This window comes from Orbus sasakiae (genome assembly GCF_039542345.1).
Classification (GTDB): Bacteria; Pseudomonadota; Gammaproteobacteria; order Enterobacterales; family Orbaceae; genus Orbus; species Orbus sasakiae.
In genome coordinates, this window is record NZ_BAABHY010000001.1 from 1,717,431 (window position 1) to 1,737,617 (window position 20,187).

20 protein-coding genes are annotated in these 20,187 nt (G+C 37.5%); 7 read left to right on the forward strand and 13 right to left on the reverse strand.

The features are described 5' to 3' along the window. The first annotated feature begins 246 nt into the window (after window positions 1-246). The 4 genes from ABEA36_RS07525 to ABEA36_RS07540 are packed head-to-tail and all read left to right on the forward strand — an operon-like array spanning window position 247 to window position 5,810. Window positions 247-1,878, forward strand: a complete 1,632-nt coding sequence (locus tag ABEA36_RS07525) for a hypothetical protein (RefSeq protein WP_345490475.1) — start codon at window positions 247-249, stop codon at window positions 1,876-1,878. Window positions 1,879-1,891: 13 nt separating this feature from the next. After that, a complete protein-coding gene (locus tag ABEA36_RS07530; protein WP_345490477.1) occupies window positions 1,892-4,021 on the forward strand; it encodes an AAA family ATPase in 2,130 nt (709 codons plus the stop codon). Window positions 4,022-4,032: 11 nt separating this feature from the next. Then, window positions 4,033-4,599 carry a hypothetical protein gene (locus tag ABEA36_RS07535; protein WP_345490479.1) on the forward strand — a complete coding sequence of 189 codons (567 nt, stop codon included), beginning with the start codon at window positions 4,033-4,035 and terminating at the stop codon, window positions 4,597-4,599. 20 nt (window positions 4,600-4,619) lie between these two features. Continuing rightward, the gene (locus ABEA36_RS07540; RefSeq protein WP_345490481.1) at window positions 4,620-5,810 is read left to right on the forward strand and encodes a BaiN/RdsA family NAD(P)/FAD-dependent oxidoreductase; all 1,191 of its coding nucleotides are present in this window, start codon (window positions 4,620-4,622) and stop codon (window positions 5,808-5,810) included. A gap of 161 nt (window positions 5,811-5,971) precedes the next feature. Here ABEA36_RS07540 and rplS read toward each other — a convergent pair whose 3' ends face one another. The 7 genes from rplS to ABEA36_RS07575 form a co-directional block, all read right to left on the reverse strand. Continuing rightward, window positions 5,972-6,322, reverse strand: a complete 351-nt coding sequence (rplS, locus tag ABEA36_RS07545) for a 50S ribosomal protein L19 (RefSeq protein WP_345490483.1) — start codon at window positions 6,320-6,322, stop codon at window positions 5,972-5,974. A 30-nt stretch (window positions 6,323-6,352) separates the two neighbouring features. Further along, window positions 6,353-7,105: a tRNA (guanosine(37)-N1)-methyltransferase TrmD gene (gene trmD, locus ABEA36_RS07550; RefSeq protein ID WP_345490486.1), complete on the reverse strand. Its 753-nt coding sequence runs from the start codon at window positions 7,103-7,105 to the stop codon at window positions 6,353-6,355. Window positions 7,106-7,150: 45 nt separating this feature from the next. After that, complete coding sequence (rimM, locus tag ABEA36_RS07555; protein ID WP_345490488.1) at window positions 7,151-7,678, reverse strand: ribosome maturation factor RimM; 528 nt, start codon at window positions 7,676-7,678, stop codon at window positions 7,151-7,153. A gap of 35 nt (window positions 7,679-7,713) precedes the next feature. Next, window positions 7,714-7,962, reverse strand: coding sequence for a 30S ribosomal protein S16 (gene rpsP, locus ABEA36_RS07560; RefSeq protein WP_345490490.1), 249 nt, complete (start codon window positions 7,960-7,962; stop codon window positions 7,714-7,716). A 189-nt stretch (window positions 7,963-8,151) separates the two neighbouring features. Further along, on the reverse strand, window positions 8,152-8,475 hold the full coding sequence (locus ABEA36_RS07565; RefSeq protein WP_345490493.1) for a hypothetical protein: 324 nt from the start codon (window positions 8,473-8,475) through the stop codon (window positions 8,152-8,154). Between the two features lie 193 nt (window positions 8,476-8,668). Further along, on the reverse strand, window positions 8,669-10,090 hold the full coding sequence (locus ABEA36_RS07570) for a hypothetical protein (protein WP_345490495.1): 1,422 nt from the start codon (window positions 10,088-10,090) through the stop codon (window positions 8,669-8,671). Between the two features lie 196 nt (window positions 10,091-10,286). Further along, window positions 10,287-10,409 (reverse strand): hypothetical protein, encoded by a 123-nt coding sequence (locus tag ABEA36_RS07575; protein WP_345490497.1) that lies wholly within the window; start codon window positions 10,407-10,409, stop codon window positions 10,287-10,289. Window positions 10,410-10,784: 375 nt separating this feature from the next. Here ABEA36_RS07575 and lysC point away from each other — a divergent pair, with 375 nt between their 5' ends. The 3 genes from lysC (at window position 10,785) to cysS (ending at window position 14,212) form a co-directional block, all read left to right on the forward strand. Continuing rightward, complete coding sequence (lysC, locus tag ABEA36_RS07580; RefSeq protein WP_345490499.1) at window positions 10,785-12,155, forward strand: lysine-sensitive aspartokinase 3; 1,371 nt, start codon at window positions 10,785-10,787, stop codon at window positions 12,153-12,155. 174 nt (window positions 12,156-12,329) lie between these two features. Then, entirely contained in the window at window positions 12,330-12,578 is a 249-nt protein-coding gene (locus ABEA36_RS07585) for a GlsB/YeaQ/YmgE family stress response membrane protein (RefSeq protein WP_345490501.1), read from the forward strand. Between the two features lie 239 nt (window positions 12,579-12,817). Then, window positions 12,818-14,212, forward strand: a complete 1,395-nt coding sequence (cysS, locus tag ABEA36_RS07590; RefSeq protein WP_345490503.1) for a cysteine--tRNA ligase — start codon at window positions 12,818-12,820, stop codon at window positions 14,210-14,212. A 102-nt stretch (window positions 14,213-14,314) separates the two neighbouring features. On the opposite strand, the gene yjeH is transcribed toward cysS, so the two are convergent. From yjeH to ubiB, 6 genes are all read right to left on the reverse strand, one after another. Next, window positions 14,315-15,562 carry an L-methionine/branched-chain amino acid transporter gene (gene yjeH / locus ABEA36_RS07595; protein ID WP_345490505.1) on the reverse strand — a complete coding sequence of 416 codons (1,248 nt, stop codon included), beginning with the start codon at window positions 15,560-15,562 and terminating at the stop codon, window positions 14,315-14,317. A gap of 82 nt (window positions 15,563-15,644) precedes the next feature. Then, entirely contained in the window at window positions 15,645-17,072 is a 1,428-nt protein-coding gene (hldE, locus tag ABEA36_RS07600; protein WP_345490507.1) for a bifunctional D-glycero-beta-D-manno-heptose-7-phosphate kinase/D-glycero-beta-D-manno-heptose 1-phosphate adenylyltransferase HldE, read from the reverse strand. Between the two features lie 58 nt (window positions 17,073-17,130). After that, window positions 17,131-17,880, reverse strand: coding sequence for a twin-arginine translocase subunit TatC (tatC, locus tag ABEA36_RS07605; protein ID WP_345490509.1), 750 nt, complete (start codon window positions 17,878-17,880; stop codon window positions 17,131-17,133). Further along, entirely contained in the window at window positions 17,867-18,253 is a 387-nt protein-coding gene (gene tatB / locus ABEA36_RS07610; protein WP_345490511.1) for a Sec-independent protein translocase protein TatB, read from the reverse strand. Before tatB ends, tatC begins: the two co-directional genes overlap by 14 nt. Before the next feature lie 3 nt (window positions 18,254-18,256). Further along, entirely contained in the window at window positions 18,257-18,487 is a 231-nt protein-coding gene (tatA, locus tag ABEA36_RS07615; RefSeq protein ID WP_345490513.1) for a twin-arginine translocase TatA/TatE family subunit, read from the reverse strand. Window positions 18,488-18,645: 158 nt separating this feature from the next. Next, window positions 18,646-20,187 (reverse strand): ubiquinone biosynthesis regulatory protein kinase UbiB, encoded by a 1,542-nt coding sequence (gene ubiB / locus ABEA36_RS07620; RefSeq protein WP_345490515.1) that lies wholly within the window; start codon window positions 20,185-20,187, stop codon window positions 18,646-18,648.

Genomic DNA, 20,187 nt, shown 5'->3' on the forward strand with positions numbered 1-20,187 from the left:
AGCATTTTATTAATAAAAACAATCACGCCGTAAAATCGCCTTGTGTCACCCTATTTTTTCTCATCATTTATTCAAAATTATGTTGTTAAATACCTTAATATGCTGAGCTTTAACTTGCCAAATTATTACGCTAATTAGATAATACATTTTATTTTTATAGTTCCGATGATAGCTATAAACTTAAGGTATTGATGAATCTTCATTTGAATTAATTAAAACATGTAACATTATAATAAGGAATAGAAAATGACAGGATCTACAAGTAAGAAGCTCGCTAGTTTAGAACGCAATGAATATCTAACCAGACAACGACCTAAAACCGCCAAATCTGAAAATCCACTTGCTGATATTAAAGATAACGCTTTTTTCAAAGTGATCTTTTCAGATAGCTTTTCACTTGAAGAAAAAGTCGAAAATGTTACACAAATTCTAGAATTTACTGATGACAAAGAAGTGGACCGCTTAAAAGTCCAAGAATTTGATACTTTTAAAGAGTATTTACAATCGATTTCAGAAGAGATGTCTAAGCAACGCATTCAAATGACAGATACTGAAGTGTTTGCTGAATTACAGAAAGTGTATGCTGATTTTAATGATGACCTTAATGATTTTATTGATAAAATTACCCCATTAACAGAAATCACTGACGCATTATATAATTTACGTCAAAATGGCGAAACACGAAACGCACTTGCACAAATCAAAGCAGACCAAGAATGGGATAGTGCTAAAAATCAACAAAAAAACGATATTGAAAGCCATATTACCCATCTTCAATCAGAAATCACGACTCTGCAAGATGAAATTTATCTATTACAACAAGACAAAAGCTTTTTTGGATTAGGCCAAATCAAAGCAGCATCCAAAGCTAAAATTCTTTCCAATGAAAATAAAATAGAAAGTCTTAAACAAGATATTGACAAAAAACGTCAAGAACTTAACAACATCAATCAAGAAATTCAAAGCCATCAGGCTGAGCGTTCAAAATCAATCGAAGTTGAAAAACTAAAAGAACTACTGAATTTAACATCAGAAGAACATACTCAACGTCAAGCTGAAATGGTGGGTTCAGCTTTAAAATTTGTTAATCAAGGTAAAGAGCGTTTTGGTGCTATCCGTGGTCACCTTGAAAAAATGGTAAAACAAATTGAAGGGCTCGGCGATAATAACGGTAACATGATTCAAATCTATGCCATTATGAATGAGGCGACGAAAAAGGTCGAAAAAGCACATCGTGAACGTCGTAAAGAACTTGATGAAAAAAACACTGGCGATAATTTACTTGAATCTATGAAGTTAGATGAAACTTGTCGTAATTTGGATGAACATATTGATACAGTATCGACAGCAACGGTTGATACAATGCAAACTTATGGTGAGCTAACTACTGAAGCCATTAAAATTCGTAATATGCAAACTGCAACAAAAAAACAAGTCGAAAGTGCACGAGCAATGCACTCACGAGGTATTGCATCAGTAGCATCACAATTAAGTGTGGTCGTGACAGCCGTTAACTCTGCTGCAATAAATGAAGCGCAATCTATGGCAGGTAACACACTTGCTGAAATGGCTCGAGTAACAAACGATATAGCTAAAAATGAAGCCATCCGTATTGCAACGGGTCGCGATGAAATTAATAATGATCTTGAACTTATGTTACAAAACTTGGCTGAATTTGGTGATACACAACGTGAAGCAACAGAAATTACGCGTTCAGCACTTGAAACAATGCGTTCAAACTTAGAAGAAATCGAAAAAATGGCTAAGGATGTTCAGACCGATACACGTGATTTTATTGCTGTCACAAGTGATGTTTTATCACAAAAAACTGACACCAAAAAGACCGAGTCAGGTACGACCTCACCATTTAAACTGTGATAAGGAATTCACTATGTACTTAGTCAGAGGACGTGAATATCTAGCTAAACATCCCCATTTTTCGTTGGTTGGTAGAGAACATGATCTAGAACGTATTTCATCAATTCTGATCCGTCGTTCATCAAATTCACTTTTATTAACTGGACCAACTGGTGTGGGGGTTTCAGCCCTCACATTAGGATTGCAAGCAGCAAAAACATTTCCAGACACTCCGTTTGATTTAATTGTCAAAAAACTTTTTTGGTTAAATACAGATGCCCTTTTTGCTAGTGGTGATAGCAGTAAAATCAATAATGAATTTCAGGGTATTTTAAAAAAATTAATGCAAACCCCTGAGTCTGTATTAATCATTACGGATACTGCAAATTTTTTGGAGGGAGCCCATAATACAGGTAACTCTCATTTTATCAATGCATTAAACAATGCCGATAAATCGAATAACTTTCAGGTAATACTGGAAGTTCGAGACGAAAAGCTCAGTAGTGTTTTAAAAGCTAGTACAAATATGGCTGAATTATATACGCTATATGATGTAAAAGAACCAATGGGTAGTGATTTAAAAGCAATCGTAACAGCGGTTGCTAAAGAACTCTCGGAACATCATAAAATAGAAGTAGATTCCGCCGCGGTCGATGAGGCAATTCATTTAACAAGTAAATATCGAGATAGCTTAGGTCTTGGTGGTGCACAACCACAACGAGCTATTTCACTACTGGATAGAGCCTTAGCAAGCTATCGACAGTTTACCCATAAGCAGCATCCCGTCATTACAGAATTAACATATCAAATTGCAAAAACAACCGATGAGGCAAAACGTCATCAGCTGCAAAGCCAACTAACACAATGGCAAAATGATTGGCAAGATTTAAAAGCTGAAATCAGTAAAACTTATCAATATCAACGTGATGCTGAAACATTACGTTTTACCTTACAAGATGAAATCAGTGTTCTACAGGAAGAAGAAAAGAATAATATAGTCCCTGAATCCGCCGCGGTAAAAACATTTGCTCAACTGACATCGAGTGGCTTTGATTCACCTGCTGTGAGTAAAATTAAAGAGAAAATTCGTCAGATTGATAAAGAAATTGAGCAAAATAATGTCCGACACAATCAACTGGTTATGCTAGCGAATAAAGATCTACGATTAATGCGTCATGAAGTTATTGCTGAATTTAGTAAAATATCTGGCATTTCTGCTAATAAACTTGATGAAAATGAAGTGGAAAATCTGATCAATCTTGAAACGAATTTACTCTCACGTATTTTTGGTCAAGATAGTGTTGTCAAACATGTTGCAAACTCAGTTAAAGTTGCCAAAGTTGATACATTAGATGAATCAGGCCCAGCGGTATCTTATCTATTCTTAGGTCCATCTGGAGTTGGTAAAACTGAGATGGCAAAGGCATTGGCACAATATGTTTATGGTGATGAAAAATCATTAGTCCGTTTTGATATGTCTGAATATATGGAGAAGCACGCTGTCGCAAAATTGATAGGCGCACCACCAGGTTATGAAGGATTTGAAGCTGGTGGTATTTTAACCAACTCAGTTCGTAAAAAACCAGTCGGAATTTATCTTTTTGATGAAATAGAAAAAGCACATCCTGATGTGTTTAATATATTTTTACAAGTCCTTTCTGATGGGCGGTTAACGGATAATGTCGGTCGAACTGTTGATTTTTCAGATATTATGATAATTATGACATCCAACATTGGTCAACCTTACTACTTAAATCCAGAATTATCAGATGAAAGTGCACGTGAACTTGCAACCAATGAGCTGAATAATACTTATCGTTCAGAACTTCTTAATCGTTTTAATGGACGTGAAAATATTTTACATTTTAAACGTTTGCCGATTGAGGTTATTGAAAAAATTATTCGACGAGAGATAACCAAATTAAATAAATCTTATCAAGCAAGAGGACTTGCTATTAATATGCAAGATAGCTGTATTAGTGCATTTTGTCAGGATCATTATGACTTAATTCGCGGTGCGAGGGGATTACCTGGATATATTAAAACAAATATCAGACCAATTATTGTTAACCATATTTTGCTTAATCCTCATGATCAAGGTCATTTTAATGCCGTTTATAATAGAGAGTCGCATAAATTTGACATTACATTTTCTAAACATTGAGGAAATAACCAATGCAGCAACTGCGTAATTTTTTGCAAAAGCTCATTGCTTTAGTGCAATATGTGAGTTGCAAACTCAGTATTGTTTTGGGTTGGTATAAGAAACTATGGGTAAGATACACTTATAACAAGTATGATGAATTTGTATACAAAAGGGGCATATTGATGCTCCTTGGCACTTTATTGGTCCCTTTTCTACTCTATTTTATTTTGTTATTAGGCTATTACTTTGCAACATACAAACAAGAAGTCGTTTATCTTAATCATTCAGAAGAAATTTACCCTGACGATAATATTTGGGGAGTAAGGGGATGCCATACACAATTTTGCGATAGTGAATCGTCGCTTTATTTTAGGATTAAACCTTCGATTTTTCATCACGCATGGAATATCATACATCATGGTAATATTTTTTTACCTGATGCGATCGGTTCAAGTGTACCGACAGGATTAACTCGATGTGAAGTCACCTCATATGGGGTTCGTATGCGTATGACAATGTATTTTAATATTTATCCAAATGTATTGCATATCAATTGCCACGAATTATCTCCAGTTAATCAACCTTCTCAACCTTGATAATGTTTAATAGTTAATGTATGCAACAAAAAATAATCATCATTGGGGCCGGCGCTGCCGGCTTGTTTTGTGCGAGTATTCTGGGACAAAACGGTTTTAACGTCACTGTTATTGATAACGGTAAAAAAGTGGGACGCAAAATTTTAATGTCTGGTGGCGGCTATTGTAATTTTACCAATCTAAATATTGACGCTGGCAACTATCTATCAAATAATCCTCATTTTTGTAAATCTGCGTTAAAACGCTATACTCAATGGGACTTTATTCAACTCGTTAATCAATACCAAATTGCTTATCATGAAAAAGAGCATGGCCAATTATTTTGTGACGTAAGTGCACAAAATATCGTTGATATGTTGCTAAATGAATGTCATAAAGGGCATGTCACTTTAAAAATGCAAACTGAATTGCTTGATCTTAAACAAACTGAATCCGGTTTTTTATTAGATACATCTCACGGTCCAATCAGCGCAAATAAAGTGATTGTTGCAACGGGTGGCTTATCAATGCCTAGGCTGGGTACAACGCCTATTGGCTATAAGATTGCAGAAAGATTTCATTTACCCGTCACTCCAATTAGAGCGGGTCTTGTTCCTTTTACATTACAACCGACATTACTTGACATTTTATCACAACTTGCCGGTATTTCAGTATTTGCCAATGTCTCGGTTAAGCATCAGCAGTTTAAAGGTAATGTTCTATTTACGCACAGAGGGTTATCTGGACCGGCTATACTTCAGATTTCAAGCTATTGGCAAGCCGGCGACATCGTACATATTAACTTGGTCCCAGACCTCGATTTGGCTGATTTTTTTGACCAACAACGTGAACAAGCCGCCAATCAACAGTTAAAAACCATTTTAGCTAAAATATTGCCTAAGCGACTGATTGAAGTACTGATTGAGCTTCATATTATAGAAGATATTACGCTAAAACAGCTTAATTTAAAGCAACAATCCCAGTTGATTGAACAGCTTTACGATTGGCAGATTATTCCAAATGGTACTGAAGGCTACCGTACCGCAGAAGTCACCTTAGGCGGCGTAAGTACTGATGCCTTATCGTCAAAAACAATGGCAAGTAAATCAATCCCTGATCTCTATTTTATTGGTGAAGTGGTCGATGTTAGTGGCTGGTTAGGTGGATACAATTTTCAATGGGCTTGGAGCAGTGCCTATGCCTGTGCAAGTGAAATCATTAATGAAAAATAACAATGCATTCGAAAATTAACCAATAACTTTCACGGTAAATAGGGTATGTTTACATCAGAACAAACACTTTTGGGGTAGGAAACGATATCTGGAATAAAAAATAGCCACTAATTGAGTGGCTATTTCTCTTATATTTTAAGATTTTTTGTGAAATCGTAAAATTAGTTAAGACGCTCTTTAATACGAGCAGCTTTACCACGAAGTTCACGTAGGTAGTATAGTTTAGCTTGACGAACATCACCACGACGTTTAACGCTGATTGAATCAACTACTGGTGAGTGAGTTTGGAACACACGCTCAACACCTTCACCGTTTGAAATTTTACGTACAGTGAATGCAGAGTGTAAACCACGATTACGAATAGCGATAACCACACCTTCATATGCTTGAAGACGTTTTTTGTTACCTTCAACAACCCATACTTTTACTTCAACGGTATCACCCGGACGAAAAGCAGGAATGTCTTTTTTCATCTGTTCTTGTTCTATTTGCTGAATAATTGCATTTTTCATATTAATTCTCTTCCTAGTTACACTGAAAACTTAGCTACTTTGTTTTGTGCTGTATTCTTGTTTGAATTCAGCAAGTAAACGCTGTTCTTCGTCAGTCAGAGCTAGATTATTTAGAAGATCTTCTCTTCTAAGCCAAGTCCGTCCTAGAGATTGCTTTAATCGCCAGCGACGAATTTCTTCATGGTGACCGGACATTAACACGTCAGGCACCGCCATTTCATCTAACACTTCTGGGCGAGTATAGTGTGGGCAATCAAGTAAACCATTAGCAAAAGAGTCCTCTTCTGCTGACGATTCATGATTCAATACACCAGGAATGAACCGAGCTATTGCATCAATCATCACCATTGCCGGTAACTCACCACCACTTAACACATAATCCCCAATTGACCATTCTTCATCAATTTCGGTTTGGATTATGCGTTCATCTATGCCCTCATATCGACCACAAATAAGAATCATCTTACTTTGCTTAGATAACTCATAAACCCCTTTTTGATCGAGTTTACGCCCTTGTGGAGACAGATAAATCACTTTTGTATCAGATCCCAATTGCGCTTTTGCCGCATGAATCGCATCACGTAAAGGTTGCACCATCATTAACATGCCAGGGCCACCACCGTACGGTCTATCATCAACCGTCTTATGCTTATCATAAGCAAAACTACGTGGATTCCAATACTGAACGTCCAATAAACTGTTTTTAACGGCCCTACCTGTTACACCATAACTTGTAATTGCTTGGAACATCTCAGGAAATAGGCTAATTACGCCAATTTTCATGCTTTGCCCCCAAAGACATTAGTGATTTTAATTTTGATAACAAAATTAAAAAGCAGGATCCCAATCCACTGTGATTTGTTTAATTGATAAATCAACTTGTTTAATAAATTGATCTTCAACAAACGGAATCAAACGTTCTTTTGCTCCAAATGCATCTTTTAAATTTGCTTTGACCACGAGCACATCGTTTGAGCCGGTTTCCATTAGATCAACAACTTGACCTAAATCATAGCCATTTACCGTTACCACTTTACAGCCGATCAGATCTTTCCAATAAAAATCACCGTCTTCAAGATCTGGCAATTTTTGTACATCAACAAAAATTTCAAAATTCGTTAATGCGTTGGCTTCATCTCGATCGTTAATGCCTTTAAGTTTGACAATGGTATCTTGATTATGTGGCTTAAAGCTTTCAACTTCAACTTCTTGCCATTTACCCGCTCTTTGAATATACCACGGTGTATAATCAAAAAGACTATTTGGATCTTCTGTAAATGAAAAAACCCTAAGCCAACCACGAATGCCATAACTTGAACCAAGCTTGCCTACGACGATTAAATTTTCAGTATTCATTTACATGTTACTCTTTAGCTGTTATTCAATAATGATTAAGCAGCTTTTTGTGCTTGTTTGATTAGTGCGTTAACACGATCAGAAACAGTAGCACCTAAACCTACCCAGTGATTTACGCGATCTAGATCTAAACGTAATTCTTCTGCATTACCTTGTGCGATTGGGTTAAAAAATCCAACGCGCTCGATAAAACGACCATCACGTGGGTTACGGCTATCAGTCACAACGACTTGATAAAATGGACGTTTCTTAGAACCGCCACGAGCTAAACGAATAGTTACCATAACTTCCTCTTAAAATTAAATTATATATTGCTTGGTTAATGACTATCTTGCAAATGCACTAAAAAGCACATCGGCAAAACAGAAATAAAAGCCCCAGAATTATACTCTTTTTTGACTAAAGTGCAATCATTGATTTCAATTGCCAACAACGGTGTTTTTTGGACTCGACGACAGTAAATGAATTTACTGTCAGCTCGCCAATCGAGATTCCCAATTAGCTAACCAAACCTCATAAGCAGCTAAATTAAAATCCCCTACTAATTGATAGCCCCACTCGGTAAACACTGCGTCTGGGAAGAGTTGCATAAATTGTTTAGCCGGAAACCCACCCTTAATCACAAAACGGTTATTGGCACTTTTAACATAGCTGCACGTTGGTATTAGCTTTTTACCAATTAACTCGGTCACAATATAAAAAGAACGGTTATGCACTTTAATAAATAAACCCTGCAAAATAAAATTAACGGTTTTAGGGTATAAATCCTCAATTTCAAGGATTTGTTTTGTGTTCATTAAAATAACCCTTTTTAATTGATTGTTCTATAAAATAAAACAACCATTGTTAAAATACTTAGAACTAAGGTTGGACTGGCTACTCGCGCTTTTCGTTTACCCAAAAGGCGCGAGAAAGTAAACCTTGATACCTCATGTCTGCATGACTTAAATTTTGCAGCTCAATCTTGTAACATGATATTGCACGTTACTTCTAAGGCGTGACGCACGCCGCGCTATACTCTATTGTGGAGGAGTCTGCATAAGCTATTCCGCCAAAGGGTGATAACACATGGTACTGATAGGTGCGGGAGCTATCCTGCTCGACCGCCCAGTAGCGGTTATACTGAAAATCACTACTGCTGTAATAGCCATTATAAGCGAAGCCCCACTCAGCAAATAATCCCCCTCCTATTGCTCTGGCATAAGTATTATTACTCCAACCACTCAAACCACCAGTCCAGCCACTGCCATTCCCATTCGTGTACTCGCTCACACTCGGTACGCGATAGCCACCTGTTAAACCACTACAATAGGTTTGTGTTGCAGAGTAACCCCCAGCACCGCCTGACTTCGCAACATACCATTTGCTTAATTCGAAACTATAGATTTCATTCGTTGCACTCGATTTGATTATGAAGCTCGATGGCGTAAAGCTACCTCCCCCACTTGCGTTGTTTGGGCCAGTTAACGTCACCCTTACCACATTTGTTGACTGAGACGTTAATCCTACCGTTACCCCTCCCAAGCTTATTGTTGAACCAGTAGCTGTCATCACATCATCAACCGTCGCACCAACAACCGTTAAGTCAAAAAATGCACCGTGAAAGCCCGTTCGTGGGAAATTACTACTTGGTAAACCTAAGTCTTGTAGTTTAAACCCTTTAGTACTAATCCATTCAGCTTGGCTGCCGTAGTTAAACATTAAATTCGGCCGAGCAAAGCACACATACGGCGCGTTAAACTTCGGTTTGATATAGTAACTTGTACTCGTGGTGGTGAAAGACGTGCTATGTGGGTCGCCATATTGCGTACTTAATGTACCCTCTGTGCTCGTTAACGTTAACGTATAAGGCGATTTACATCCTTCTAACGTATCAGTTAAACCCACTGGATTATTATTCACATCCTTTAAACTCAAGCTTAAACTTCCTGTAGCACTGACACCTACAGCTCCTTGTCCATCCCCATCATCATCACCCCAACGATTATACGGCGAACTTATCAACGTACTTAAGTTCACCGTCGTTAACGTAACAGGAATTAAGGTTTTAACATCACTGAATGTCTGATCAGCAACCGGCAATTCTATAGGTGACAACGCTGTTGATGTATTAGTTAACTTCGTATAACTCGTTCCGTCCGATAACTTAATCCCTAAAAGCTCATCCGTGTTCGTCACCTTCGTCTCACCGTCAAATGTTAAATACGGCGCAGTGCCATGAATCGTATTCGCCGTTTTGGCTGATAACGCAGATTGCCCAGTTGTTACTGTTGTTACAAATAACGCTAAACACGATAATAGCCCCAATATACTTTTGAATACGCGGAACAATGTAGGGGGGTAGCTTGATAGTCCAGCTGGCGCATTGGTATTTGATTCCAATGCATTTGTATGAACATTCCGTCGCAACAAAAAACGCGATCTTTGATTAAAAACAATAGTGGTTAGCAATAAACTTAATACGTTGAAACGTGACGATAACTTTGAATTTATATTCAGCAATAAGATGGAATGGAAATCAGATTGTGGATTTAGATTAGAACTCGATTTAAATAAAGAATGTCGATATCGGTACGCTGTACAAGAATTTGTACCTTCAGATGAGTAACTACTTATCTGTGTGCTGTGCTGTGCTGTGCTGTGCTGTGCTGTGCTGTGCTGTGCTGTGCTGTGCTGTGCTGTGCTGTGCTGTGCTGTGCTGTGCTGTGCTGCTATCTACATTATAACACATTTACCTCTCCTTTTATAGTTAGTCGTTTGTTTTTTATTTAATTTTACCAAATTTTTATATTAATAATGCTTATTAATATATTGTTGTAACATATGATTTCAGTATAAAAATGATGTACTATGCATTACATTTTTATATGAAACCAATAATAATTGTGCTGATTATAATTTGAATTCCTTTCTTTGCAAAGTGGGTAAATCACGAATATATTGATATTTTGTCTTACTTTTTAATCAAAGATATCATGTTCTTTTTTGAAAATTAATGAAACATAATATTTTTTAATTGCGACTATGTTAATCAAATAAAATCTGTACAATACGGTAAACACTGATTTTATAACGGCATTTTGCTGAGAGTAATAACGAGGAAAAGATGAGCAGTCCAAATCAACCATGTGTTATCGCAAAATTTGGTGGCACAAGTGTTGCCGATTATCAGGCAATGTGTAACAGTGCAAATATTGTTATTTCAAACCCTAATGTAAAAGTCGTCGTACTATCCGCATCAGCAGGCATTACCAATTTATTGGTTGCTTTAGCTGAAGGCCGCGAAGCCGAAATTCGTAAACAGCACATCGCTAAAATTCAAACAATTCAATATAATATACTCGAGCAATTACCTGAAAATCCATCACTACGTGAAGACATTGATCAAATCATTAGTAATATTGCGTTCCTCTCAGAAGCAGCAAGTTTAGCGACATCTGCAGCGCTTACTGATGAGTTAGTGAGTCATGGTGAAATGATGTCATCGCGTTTATTCGTTGAAGTGCTAAAAGAACAACACAAAAATGCATTGTGGTTTGATGTACGTAAAGTCATGCGAACGGATAGTAAATTTGGTAAAGCCAGCCCTAAAATTGATGAAATCAAACAACTTTGCTGTGCGCATTTAAAATCCTTAAACAGTAATCAAATCATTGTTACTCAAGGCTTTATTGGTAGTGAAAGCTCTGGTAAAACGACAACACTTGGTCGTGGTGGTAGTGATTACACCGCAGCATTATTAGGTGAAGCATTAAACGCATCTCAAATTGACATTTGGACTGATGTTGCCGGAATCTATACAACAGATCCGCGCATTGCACCTAATGCTAAGCGAATTGATGAAATCACCTTTGCTGAAGCGGCTGAAATGGCAACATTTGGCGCAAAAGTACTTCACCCAGCAACATTAGTGCCAGCGGTTCGCAGTAACATTCCCGTATTTGTTGGTTCAAGCAAAGCCCCTAGCGCTGGTGGAACCATTGTTTACAATGCAAACAGCATTACCTCGGATTTACCATTATTTAGAGCTGTAGCATTACGCCGTAAACAAACTTTACTGACATTAAATAGCCTTAATATGCTACATGCACAAGGCTTTTTGGCGAATGTGTTTGCCATATTGGCTAAACACAGTATTTCGGTTGATCTCGTTACAACATCAGAAGTTAGCGTTGCAGTAACAATTGATACCACCGGTACAAATACTGATGGTAGCAGCCTATTAACTAAAGAATTGATTGATGAACTGTCAACGGTATGTTGTGTTGAGGTTCAAGAAGATTTAGCCTTAGTAGCGCTCATTGGCAATAACCTAACGACAACTAAAGGCATGGCAAAACAAGTGTTTGGGCAACTTGACCAATTTAGTATCCGCCTAGCCTGTTTTGGCGCAAGCACACATAATATTTGCTTCTTAGTTAAAAGCAGTGATGCTGAAAATATTGTTAAAATTCTACACCACGCGATATTTGAATAGCCATCTATATTCCTAATGGGCAGTCATGCCCATTGATTAAATAACCATCTTAGAGCATTTTATTTTTATAAATCAATTGATAAAATCTATTTCATCCAATATGATTAGCCGCTAGATTTTTAAAATCTAGGTAGTAGAATAAAATTATAATCAATGGTAAAAGAGGAAATTATTATGGGTATTTTGAGTTGGATTATTTTAGGCTTAATCGCAGGCTGGTTAGCTAAGTTTATCATGCCTATGCGTAACGTTGGTCTTATTATGACCATTATTCTAGGTATTGTTGGTGCTGTTGTTGGTGGCTACATCAGTACATTTTTTGGTTGGGGCGGCAGCGTGACCGGATTTAACCTATATAGCTTAATTGTTGCTGTTTTAGGTTCATTACTGGTGATTTTTATTTATCGTCAAATCAAAAAATAATTTTCTACTCTCAATATTGGCGGAGTCCATCCGCCAAATATTATTCCTCATCTATCTGCAACGTTTCATTTTAATCTGACTTCTCCCATAATGTATTGAATGCGTTCATTCAGAATGTCTTATCACAAAATAACGAATTAGATGATTATTTGCCCTTATACTTTATAAGTAATTTCACCTGACACAAATTTTTGCTATATTAGCCATTAATGTGAACTCAATAAAATAAGTAGATAAAGATGCTGAAAATCTTCAATACATTAACGCGTGAAAAAGAGCTATTTAAACCGATCCATCATAATAAAGTTGGCATGTACGTTTGTGGTATTACTATTTATGATTTATGCCATATTGGTCATGGTCGTACCTTTGTTGCGTTTGATGTCATTACACGTTATCTACGATTTTTGGGTTATGACCTAACTTATGTGCGTAATATTACAGATGTAGATGATAAAATCATTAAACGTGCACTTGAAAATGGTGAAACTTGTGATGAATTAACACAGCGTATGTTAGATGAAATGTATGCTGATTTTGATGCACTCAATATCAAACGACCCGATAGCGAACCGCGTGCAACACGCCATATTGTTCAAATTATCGAGTTAGTTGAAAAATTATTAGCAAAAGATCATGCATATGTCGCGGATAATGGCGATGTCATGTTTGCTGTTGATAGCGATCCGACCTATGGCATTTTATCGAGACAAAATTTAGACCAGTTACAAGCAGGTGCGCGTGTTGATGTTGTTGACGTGAAACGTAACCCAATGGATTTTGTATTATGGAAAATGTCTAAACCTAATGAACCTAGCTGGGATTCACCATGGGGTAAAGGCAGACCCGGTTGGCATATTGAATGTTCTGCAATGAATAGTCATGAATTAGGTCAACATTTTGATATTCATGGTGGCGGATCTGATTTGATGTTCCCTCATCATGAAAATGAAATTGCTCAATCAACCTGTGCCCATGATGGCCAATATGTTAACTATTGGATGCACTCAGGTATGGTCATGGTCGATCAAGAAAAAATGTCAAAATCATTAGGTAACTTTTTCACGATTCGTGATGTGTTAAAACATTATGATGCCGAAACGGTACGGTATTTTCTCCTGTCAGGTCATTACCGTAGTCAGCTTAATTACAGTGAAGATAATTTAAAGCAAGCGCGTATAGCATTAGAACGCTTATATACTGCTTTACGAGATACGGATGCCAATACTCCACATACCACACCTGATAGTGACTATTATCGCCGTTTTTGTGAAGCAATGAATGATGATTTTAACACGCCTGAAGCTTATTCAGTATTATTTGATTTAGTTCGTGAAATCAATAAAGCAAAAGCAGATAATAATATGCCTCAAGCTAACGAGTTAGCAGCCGAATTACGTTATTTAGCAGAAGTGCTCGGTTTGCTTGAACAAGATCCTATTGCATTTTTGCAAAGTACACATCAAAACGATGTCGATGTGGCAAAAATTGAAGCGCTGATTCAACAGCGTAATGATGCTCGCACGACTAAAAATTGGTCACTTGCAGACAAAGCTCGTGATGAGCTAAATGCGCTAAATATTGTACTTGAAGATAGCCCGACAGGTACAATTTGGCGTAAGAAAAGCGTTTAATAACGAGACGTAATCAAATCTGATACAGCATAACTCTCGTGTTAATGTTGTATCAGATATTTCGTTAAATAATTATCATAATAGCTAATTATAGTGTAAAAATTAATGAGACGTTTTACATTTAGTCCATTTTTTAGCGATGAGCCAAAATATGGCAAATATTCCTATTGCATACAAACTCTTATAACCAATGACACACAGCAGCCCCATACAAATGATTGCACAAATAATGGATAATATTCTTGATTTACCTTTAAGTAGTTTAACCGCAGCTATCATTGCTAACAGGTAAATGAGTACAAATACACCATTGGCATACTCTAATAAACTATTGAGTGAAAGACTAAAAAAGTGAATCACACATAGACAAAATAGGCTTAATAAGATAACTAAACTAAGTGCATTTACCGGTGTGTGTCGTTTGGATAACTGAGCAAATCGACTAGATGAATAATCCATTGCGGCTTGAGCCCACACTAGCCTTGCAAAACTTTGACAATAAATATTAATGGATGCAAAGCAGGCTAAATAACCAATAATGCAAAAAAACCAGAGTGCTGATTGACCGAATAATGTTTCAACAATATACGGGAGTGCTATTGTTGGGCTGCTGACATGCGGTGCATAAAAGATCACAGCGGCAGTACATGCCCAATAAATAAATCCAGCTAACACCAACCCAATCATTAATGCCCTTGGAAAATCTTTTTCTGGTCGTTTAAATTCAGTGGTTAAATGTACAAATGCTTCTAACCCTACAAAACACCAGAACATCACAGCTAAAGCGCTCAAAACCGGCTCAAGGTTAATGTCAGTGAGTGCTGGCCACTGTATGGTAAGTACTGATGGTGACGATGCAAAGCAAATTGCGGCAACTAATGCAATAATTAAAATGGCGATAATAGATTGTATCCAGCCACTTGCACCTGCACCAAATAAACCAATACACCAGATGAATGCCAATGTCATTACCTGAATAGCCAATTCAGTTTCAGGTGGTAGGTAAAATAATGAACGCCAAAATCCAGAGGCAATATAAAGTGCAGCAGGTAATCCAAAGGGAATGACTGATAAAAAAGCCCAGCCGGTAACTCGTCCAAGCTGGGGATTAAAAGCGCGAGCAATAAAATAGGCCACGCCGCCAGCGCTTGGATACAGTTTACCCAATTCAGCAAAAATAATCGCGATGGGGAAAACAAGTAATAGCAACACTGGCCAAGCCCATAATCCATCATAACCCGCTATTTGCGCGACAATCGCAGGCACGGCAAAAACACCAGTACCCAGTAAAGATGTAGCTAATAATCCAACACCTTGTGTAAAACCTAACTCTTTTTTCAGTTCATTCATAATATGTGGGCTTAATATACAAAATCGCCCCTTCTACCATATGATAAAAGAGACGAGATGTTAAAGAAAAGAATGATAAAATTTAACGCTGATTCTTGATTGCATTAATAATATTTGTGGTAGAACACCCATCTTCAAAGTTGAGTACTTTTACTTCTCCCCCTGCGGCAATCACTTCTTGACCACCCGCAATTTGTTCAGGCTTATAATCCCCACCTTTTACTAAGATATCAGGTAAAATCTTCGCGATTAAGCGTTGTGGCGTTTCTTCCTCAAATGCAACGACCCAATCAACCGAATCTAATGCCCCTAATACAATCATTCGCTGCATTAAAGGATTTATCGGTCGTGATTCACCTTTTAATTTTTTAACAGAACTATCACTATTGACGGCAACAATCAAACGATCGCCTAATTTACGCGCATTGGCTAAATAAGAGACATGTCCAGCATGTAAAATATCAAAACAGCCATTGGTCATCACAATTTTTTCACCACGCAAGTGCGCTTTGGTAACGGCATCTTGTAACTCATTTTCGGTCATCACACCAAAGCCATTATCAGTACGAGCTCGTAAAGCATCTTCGAGTTCAACCTGTGATACCGTTGATGTGCCCAGTTTACCCACTACCACACCTGCTGCCGCATTAGCGAAAAAACAGCTCTCTTCCAGAGTACAACCCGCTGACAGTGCTGCCGCAAGTGTGGCAATCACCGTATCACCCGCACCAGTAACATCATAAACTTCTTTTGCTTGCGTCGGTAAATGATAAATTGGCTTGCCAATTTGTAACAATGTCATGCCCTTTTCACTGCGAGTCACTAAGAGTGCTTTAAGATCATAATCCTCAATCAGTTGATAACCTTTTTCGACAATATCATCATCACTTTCACAACGACCAACCACGGCTTCAAATTCCGACATATTTGGCGTTAATAGCGTTGCACCCCGGTAACGGTCAAAATCAGTACCTTTAGGATCCACTAATACCGGTACATTTGCGTTATTGGCTAATTGAATCATTTTCTGTACGGAAGATAGCACGCCTTTTGCATAATCCGATACGATCATGACTTTGGCATGAGGTAAGGCTTGTTTTATGCGTTCATGAAGTACCGTTGGATCGACGTTTGCAAAGCCTTCTTCAAAATCAAGGCGAATTAACTGTTGATTACGCGATAATACACGTAGTTTCGTAATTGTTGGATGAGACGATAATGCCACAAAATCACAGTGAACATGGTGTTTAGCGAGTTTTTCGTCAAGGATTTTAGCGGCTTCATCGATTCCCGTTAAGCCGATTAACCGAGCTTGTCCCCCGAGTGAAGTAATATTCATTGCAACATTAGCTGCACCGCCAGGACGTTCTTCTAAAGATTCGATTTTAACTACAGGCACGGGGGCTTCTGGTGAGATACGATTTGTTGCGCCATGCCAGTAACGGTCAAGCATAATATCACCAACCACTAAAACATTGGCAGAACTAAAACCGGGTAATGAATTTTTCATTTTGATATCCTAATCAAAAAATAATATATATTTAACATAGTAATCTATACAAAGAATGTTAATCAATATTTTCTTCGTCTGGCTCGGATTGACGTGGTGTGTAGAACCGAGCAAAAAATAGACCAATTTCAAAAAGTAAACACATCGGGATTGCAAGTAATGTTTGCGAAAATACATCTGGTGGCGTTAAAAACATTGCTACTGCAAAAACACCGACAATAATATAAGGTCGCTTCTTTTTCAAACTTTGTGTTGAAGTAACACCCGACCAACATAATAAAATAATCGCAACCGGTACTTCAAAAGCGAAACCAAATACCACAAATAAAGACATCACAAAATCAAGGTATTTTGTAATATCAGTATTAATCGCGACATCAGGTGGAGCGCTATTGATAAAAAAGTAGAAAGCCAGAGGGAATACCACAAAATATGCAAAAGCCAAACCGATATAAAAAAGAATCGTACTTGAAACAACAAGCGGTAACACTAAACGTTTTTCTTTTTGATAAAGTGCTGGTGCGATAAAGCCCCAAATCTGGAAAAGAATATAGGGAATCGAAACAAACAGTGCAACGATAGCCGTCAATTTTATCGGTGTAAAAAAAGGTGCGGCAATATCGGTTGCGATCATCACGCTCCCTTCAGGCAATTGCCTAACTAACGGATTGGCGACAATTGAATAAATATCATTAGAAAAATACAGTAGCGCTAAAAACACGACAACAATACAGATCAAGCACCGTAATAAACGTGAACGCAATTCAATAAGATGGCTAATAAGTGGTTGTGCATTATCTTCTGACATTGTCATCGATTCCTGATGGCGATTTCGCTACTTCATTGTCAGCGTTAACTTTATGATTATCTGAACTATCGGTGGTAACATCACGATACTCTTTTTGAATGGATTCCGTCACACGTTTAAGGTCATCAATAGATGCTTTAATTTCAGGTGTAATTTTATCTAAACCACTTTGTTGAGCTTTAGTTAAACTGTCTTGCAATTCCTGTAGCTTGAGTTCTTTATTCAATTCAAGTTGCACGGTTGCCGAAAGACGCCTTAAGGCTTTTATCCAGCTTGCTACCGTTTTAATCGCTTCAGGCAATTTGGCCGGCCCTAACACAATCAAAGCAATGATAAAGACAAGTAGCAGTTCGCCAAAACTAACATCAAACACAACTTACTCTTTTTTATCGCTATTTGGATTATTTTCAACACCACCATTTGATTGATTTGATGAAAAATTAGCATCATTACTGCTGTCTTTTTTATCATCGTCATCATTCATGGCTTTTTTGAAACCCTTGATGGCTGCACCAAGGTCTGAACCTAATGTCCGTAATTTTTTGGTTCCAAATAGTAATACAATAACCGCGATTAGTATCAGCAGTTGTGGCCAACTTGGCATCATGATCTGTACCTCTTAATTGATGAAAACGCTTTATTATACACGCAATTTATTTAAAATTGTACCGGATATACTTGACCGAACAAAGCACAGCACAATTTTACACTGTGACTATTTTGGCGTTAACCATTTCATAAATCGGTTAAGTTGACAACTTTCACTTATAAAATAATGGAAACGGCAATACCTAACACAATTAAACCTATCGTTAAATAGCAAAACTGATTTTGCTTTTGTTGGGACCGTTTTAACTGTTCGGTTAATTCTGCAATATGACGATTTAAATGCTGATGCTCTCTTTCATATTGTTTAATTTTAGCGGGCAACGCGGGCAATACTTCTTGCCACAGCGGTAAGGTATTCATAAACTGCTTAGCAATATGTTTAACACTCATCTGCTCTTGATACCAAGACTCAAGGAAAGGTTTTGCGGTTGACCATAAATCAAGCTGAGGGTACAACTGGCGCCCTAATCCTTCAATATAAAATAATGTTTTCTCAAGTAAGACTAATTGAGGCTGAATCACCATATTGAATTGACGTGCTACTTTGAAAAGATTAAACAGCACTTGCGCAAACGAAATTTCGCCGAGTGGTTTCGCAAAAATCGGTTCACACACTTCACGCATAGCCGCTTCTAAAGCAAACCTATCGGTATCTTCATCGACCCAATTTGATGAAATATAGAGCTCTGCAATTTTTTGATAATCGCGATTAAAAAAAGCAATAAAATTTTGAGCTAAAAATCGTTGATCTTCAAGACTTAGTTCACCCATGATAGCGCAATCAATACCAATATAGCGAGGATTGACCGGATCAGTTGCATCAATAAAAATATTGCCAGGATGCATATCAGCATGAAAGAAATTATCTCGAAACACTTGTGTAAAAAAGACTTTGACACCGCGTTCAGCTAACAATTTCACATTAACGTTCTTAGCAACAAGTTGCGCTGTATCGCCAATTGGAATTCCTGCTATACGCTCTTCGACCATCACATTTTTACGACATAACTCGCGATAAACGTAAGGGATATAGAGCATATCACTGTTGATAAAGTTGTCACGCAAACGCCGTGTGTTTTCTGCCTCTTGTTGCAGGTTCAGTTCTTTTAAAATGGTTGTTTCATAATCTTTAACGACTTCACCAGCACGTAATCGTTTTCCATTCGGCACATTTTTTTCGACCTGCTTAGCAAACCAATACATTAATTCAATATCAGCTTGAATTATCGGCATAATATCAGGACGTAAGACTTTGATAACGACTTGTGCAGCGGTCTCTTTAAGCGTTGCCGTATGAACTTGTGCAATCGAAGCCGAAGCCAATGGCGTCAAATTAAAATCATCAAAATAATGCTCAATAGGTGCATCTAATGCTTTTTCAATGATGTGCTTGGCTAACTCACCCTCAAAAGGGGGAACTTGATCTTGTAACTTTGCCAGCTGAACCGCAACGTTATCCGGCAGTAGATCACGCCGAGTTGATAGCATTTGACCAAATTTAACCCATACCGGACCAAGTTCTTGTAAAGCAAGGCGTAAACGTTCACCAATATCATTATTTTTTGCCTTTTTCCTTACCCAAAACATAAGGGCTAAAGCAAATTTAAATTTTGATGAAAGGTTGTGTTTAGGTAACAGCTCGCCTAATTGATACGCTTTAAAGATCGTAATAATGTTATACAGTCTTGAATACTTCAC

Bases quoted from the DNA above. Each gene is read 5' to 3' on its own strand.
- ABEA36_RS07525 (WP_345490475.1), top strand. From the start codon at position 247: ATGACAGGATCTACAAGTAAGAAGCTCGCTAGTTTAGAACGCAATGAA.
- ABEA36_RS07530 (WP_345490477.1), top strand. From the start codon at position 1,892: ATGTACTTAGTCAGAGGACGTGAATATCTAGCTAAACATCCCCATTTT.
- ABEA36_RS07535 (WP_345490479.1), top strand. From the start codon at position 4,033: ATGCAGCAACTGCGTAATTTTTTGCAAAAGCTCATTGCTTTAGTGCAA.
- ABEA36_RS07540 (WP_345490481.1), top strand. From the start codon at position 4,620: ATGCAACAAAAAATAATCATCATTGGGGCCGGCGCTGCCGGCTTGTTT.
- rplS (WP_345490483.1), bottom strand. From the start codon at position 6,322: ATGAAAAATGCAATTATTCAGCAAATAGAACAAGAACAGATGAAAAAA.
- trmD (WP_345490486.1), bottom strand. From the start codon at position 7,105: ATGAAAATTGGCGTAATTAGCCTATTTCCTGAGATGTTCCAAGCAATT.
- rimM (WP_345490488.1), bottom strand. From the start codon at position 7,678: ATGAATACTGAAAATTTAATCGTCGTAGGCAAGCTTGGTTCAAGTTAT.
- rpsP (WP_345490490.1), bottom strand. From the start codon at position 7,962: ATGGTAACTATTCGTTTAGCTCGTGGCGGTTCTAAGAAACGTCCATTT.
- ABEA36_RS07565 (WP_345490493.1), bottom strand. From the start codon at position 8,475: ATGAACACAAAACAAATCCTTGAAATTGAGGATTTATACCCTAAAACC.
- ABEA36_RS07575 (WP_345490497.1), bottom strand. From the start codon at position 10,409: ATGTGTTATAATGTAGATAGCAGCACAGCACAGCACAGCACAGCACAG.
- lysC (WP_345490499.1), top strand. From the start codon at position 10,785: ATGAGCAGTCCAAATCAACCATGTGTTATCGCAAAATTTGGTGGCACA.
- ABEA36_RS07585 (WP_345490501.1), top strand. From the start codon at position 12,330: ATGGGTATTTTGAGTTGGATTATTTTAGGCTTAATCGCAGGCTGGTTA.
- cysS (WP_345490503.1), top strand. From the start codon at position 12,818: ATGCTGAAAATCTTCAATACATTAACGCGTGAAAAAGAGCTATTTAAA.
- yjeH (WP_345490505.1), bottom strand. From the start codon at position 15,562: ATGAATGAACTGAAAAAAGAGTTAGGTTTTACACAAGGTGTTGGATTA.
- hldE (WP_345490507.1), bottom strand. From the start codon at position 17,072: ATGAAAAATTCATTACCCGGTTTTAGTTCTGCCAATGTTTTAGTGGTT.
- tatC (WP_345490509.1), bottom strand. From the start codon at position 17,880: ATGTCAGAAGATAATGCACAACCACTTATTAGCCATCTTATTGAATTG.
- tatA (WP_345490513.1), bottom strand. From the start codon at position 18,487: ATGATGCCAAGTTGGCCACAACTGCTGATACTAATCGCGGTTATTGTA.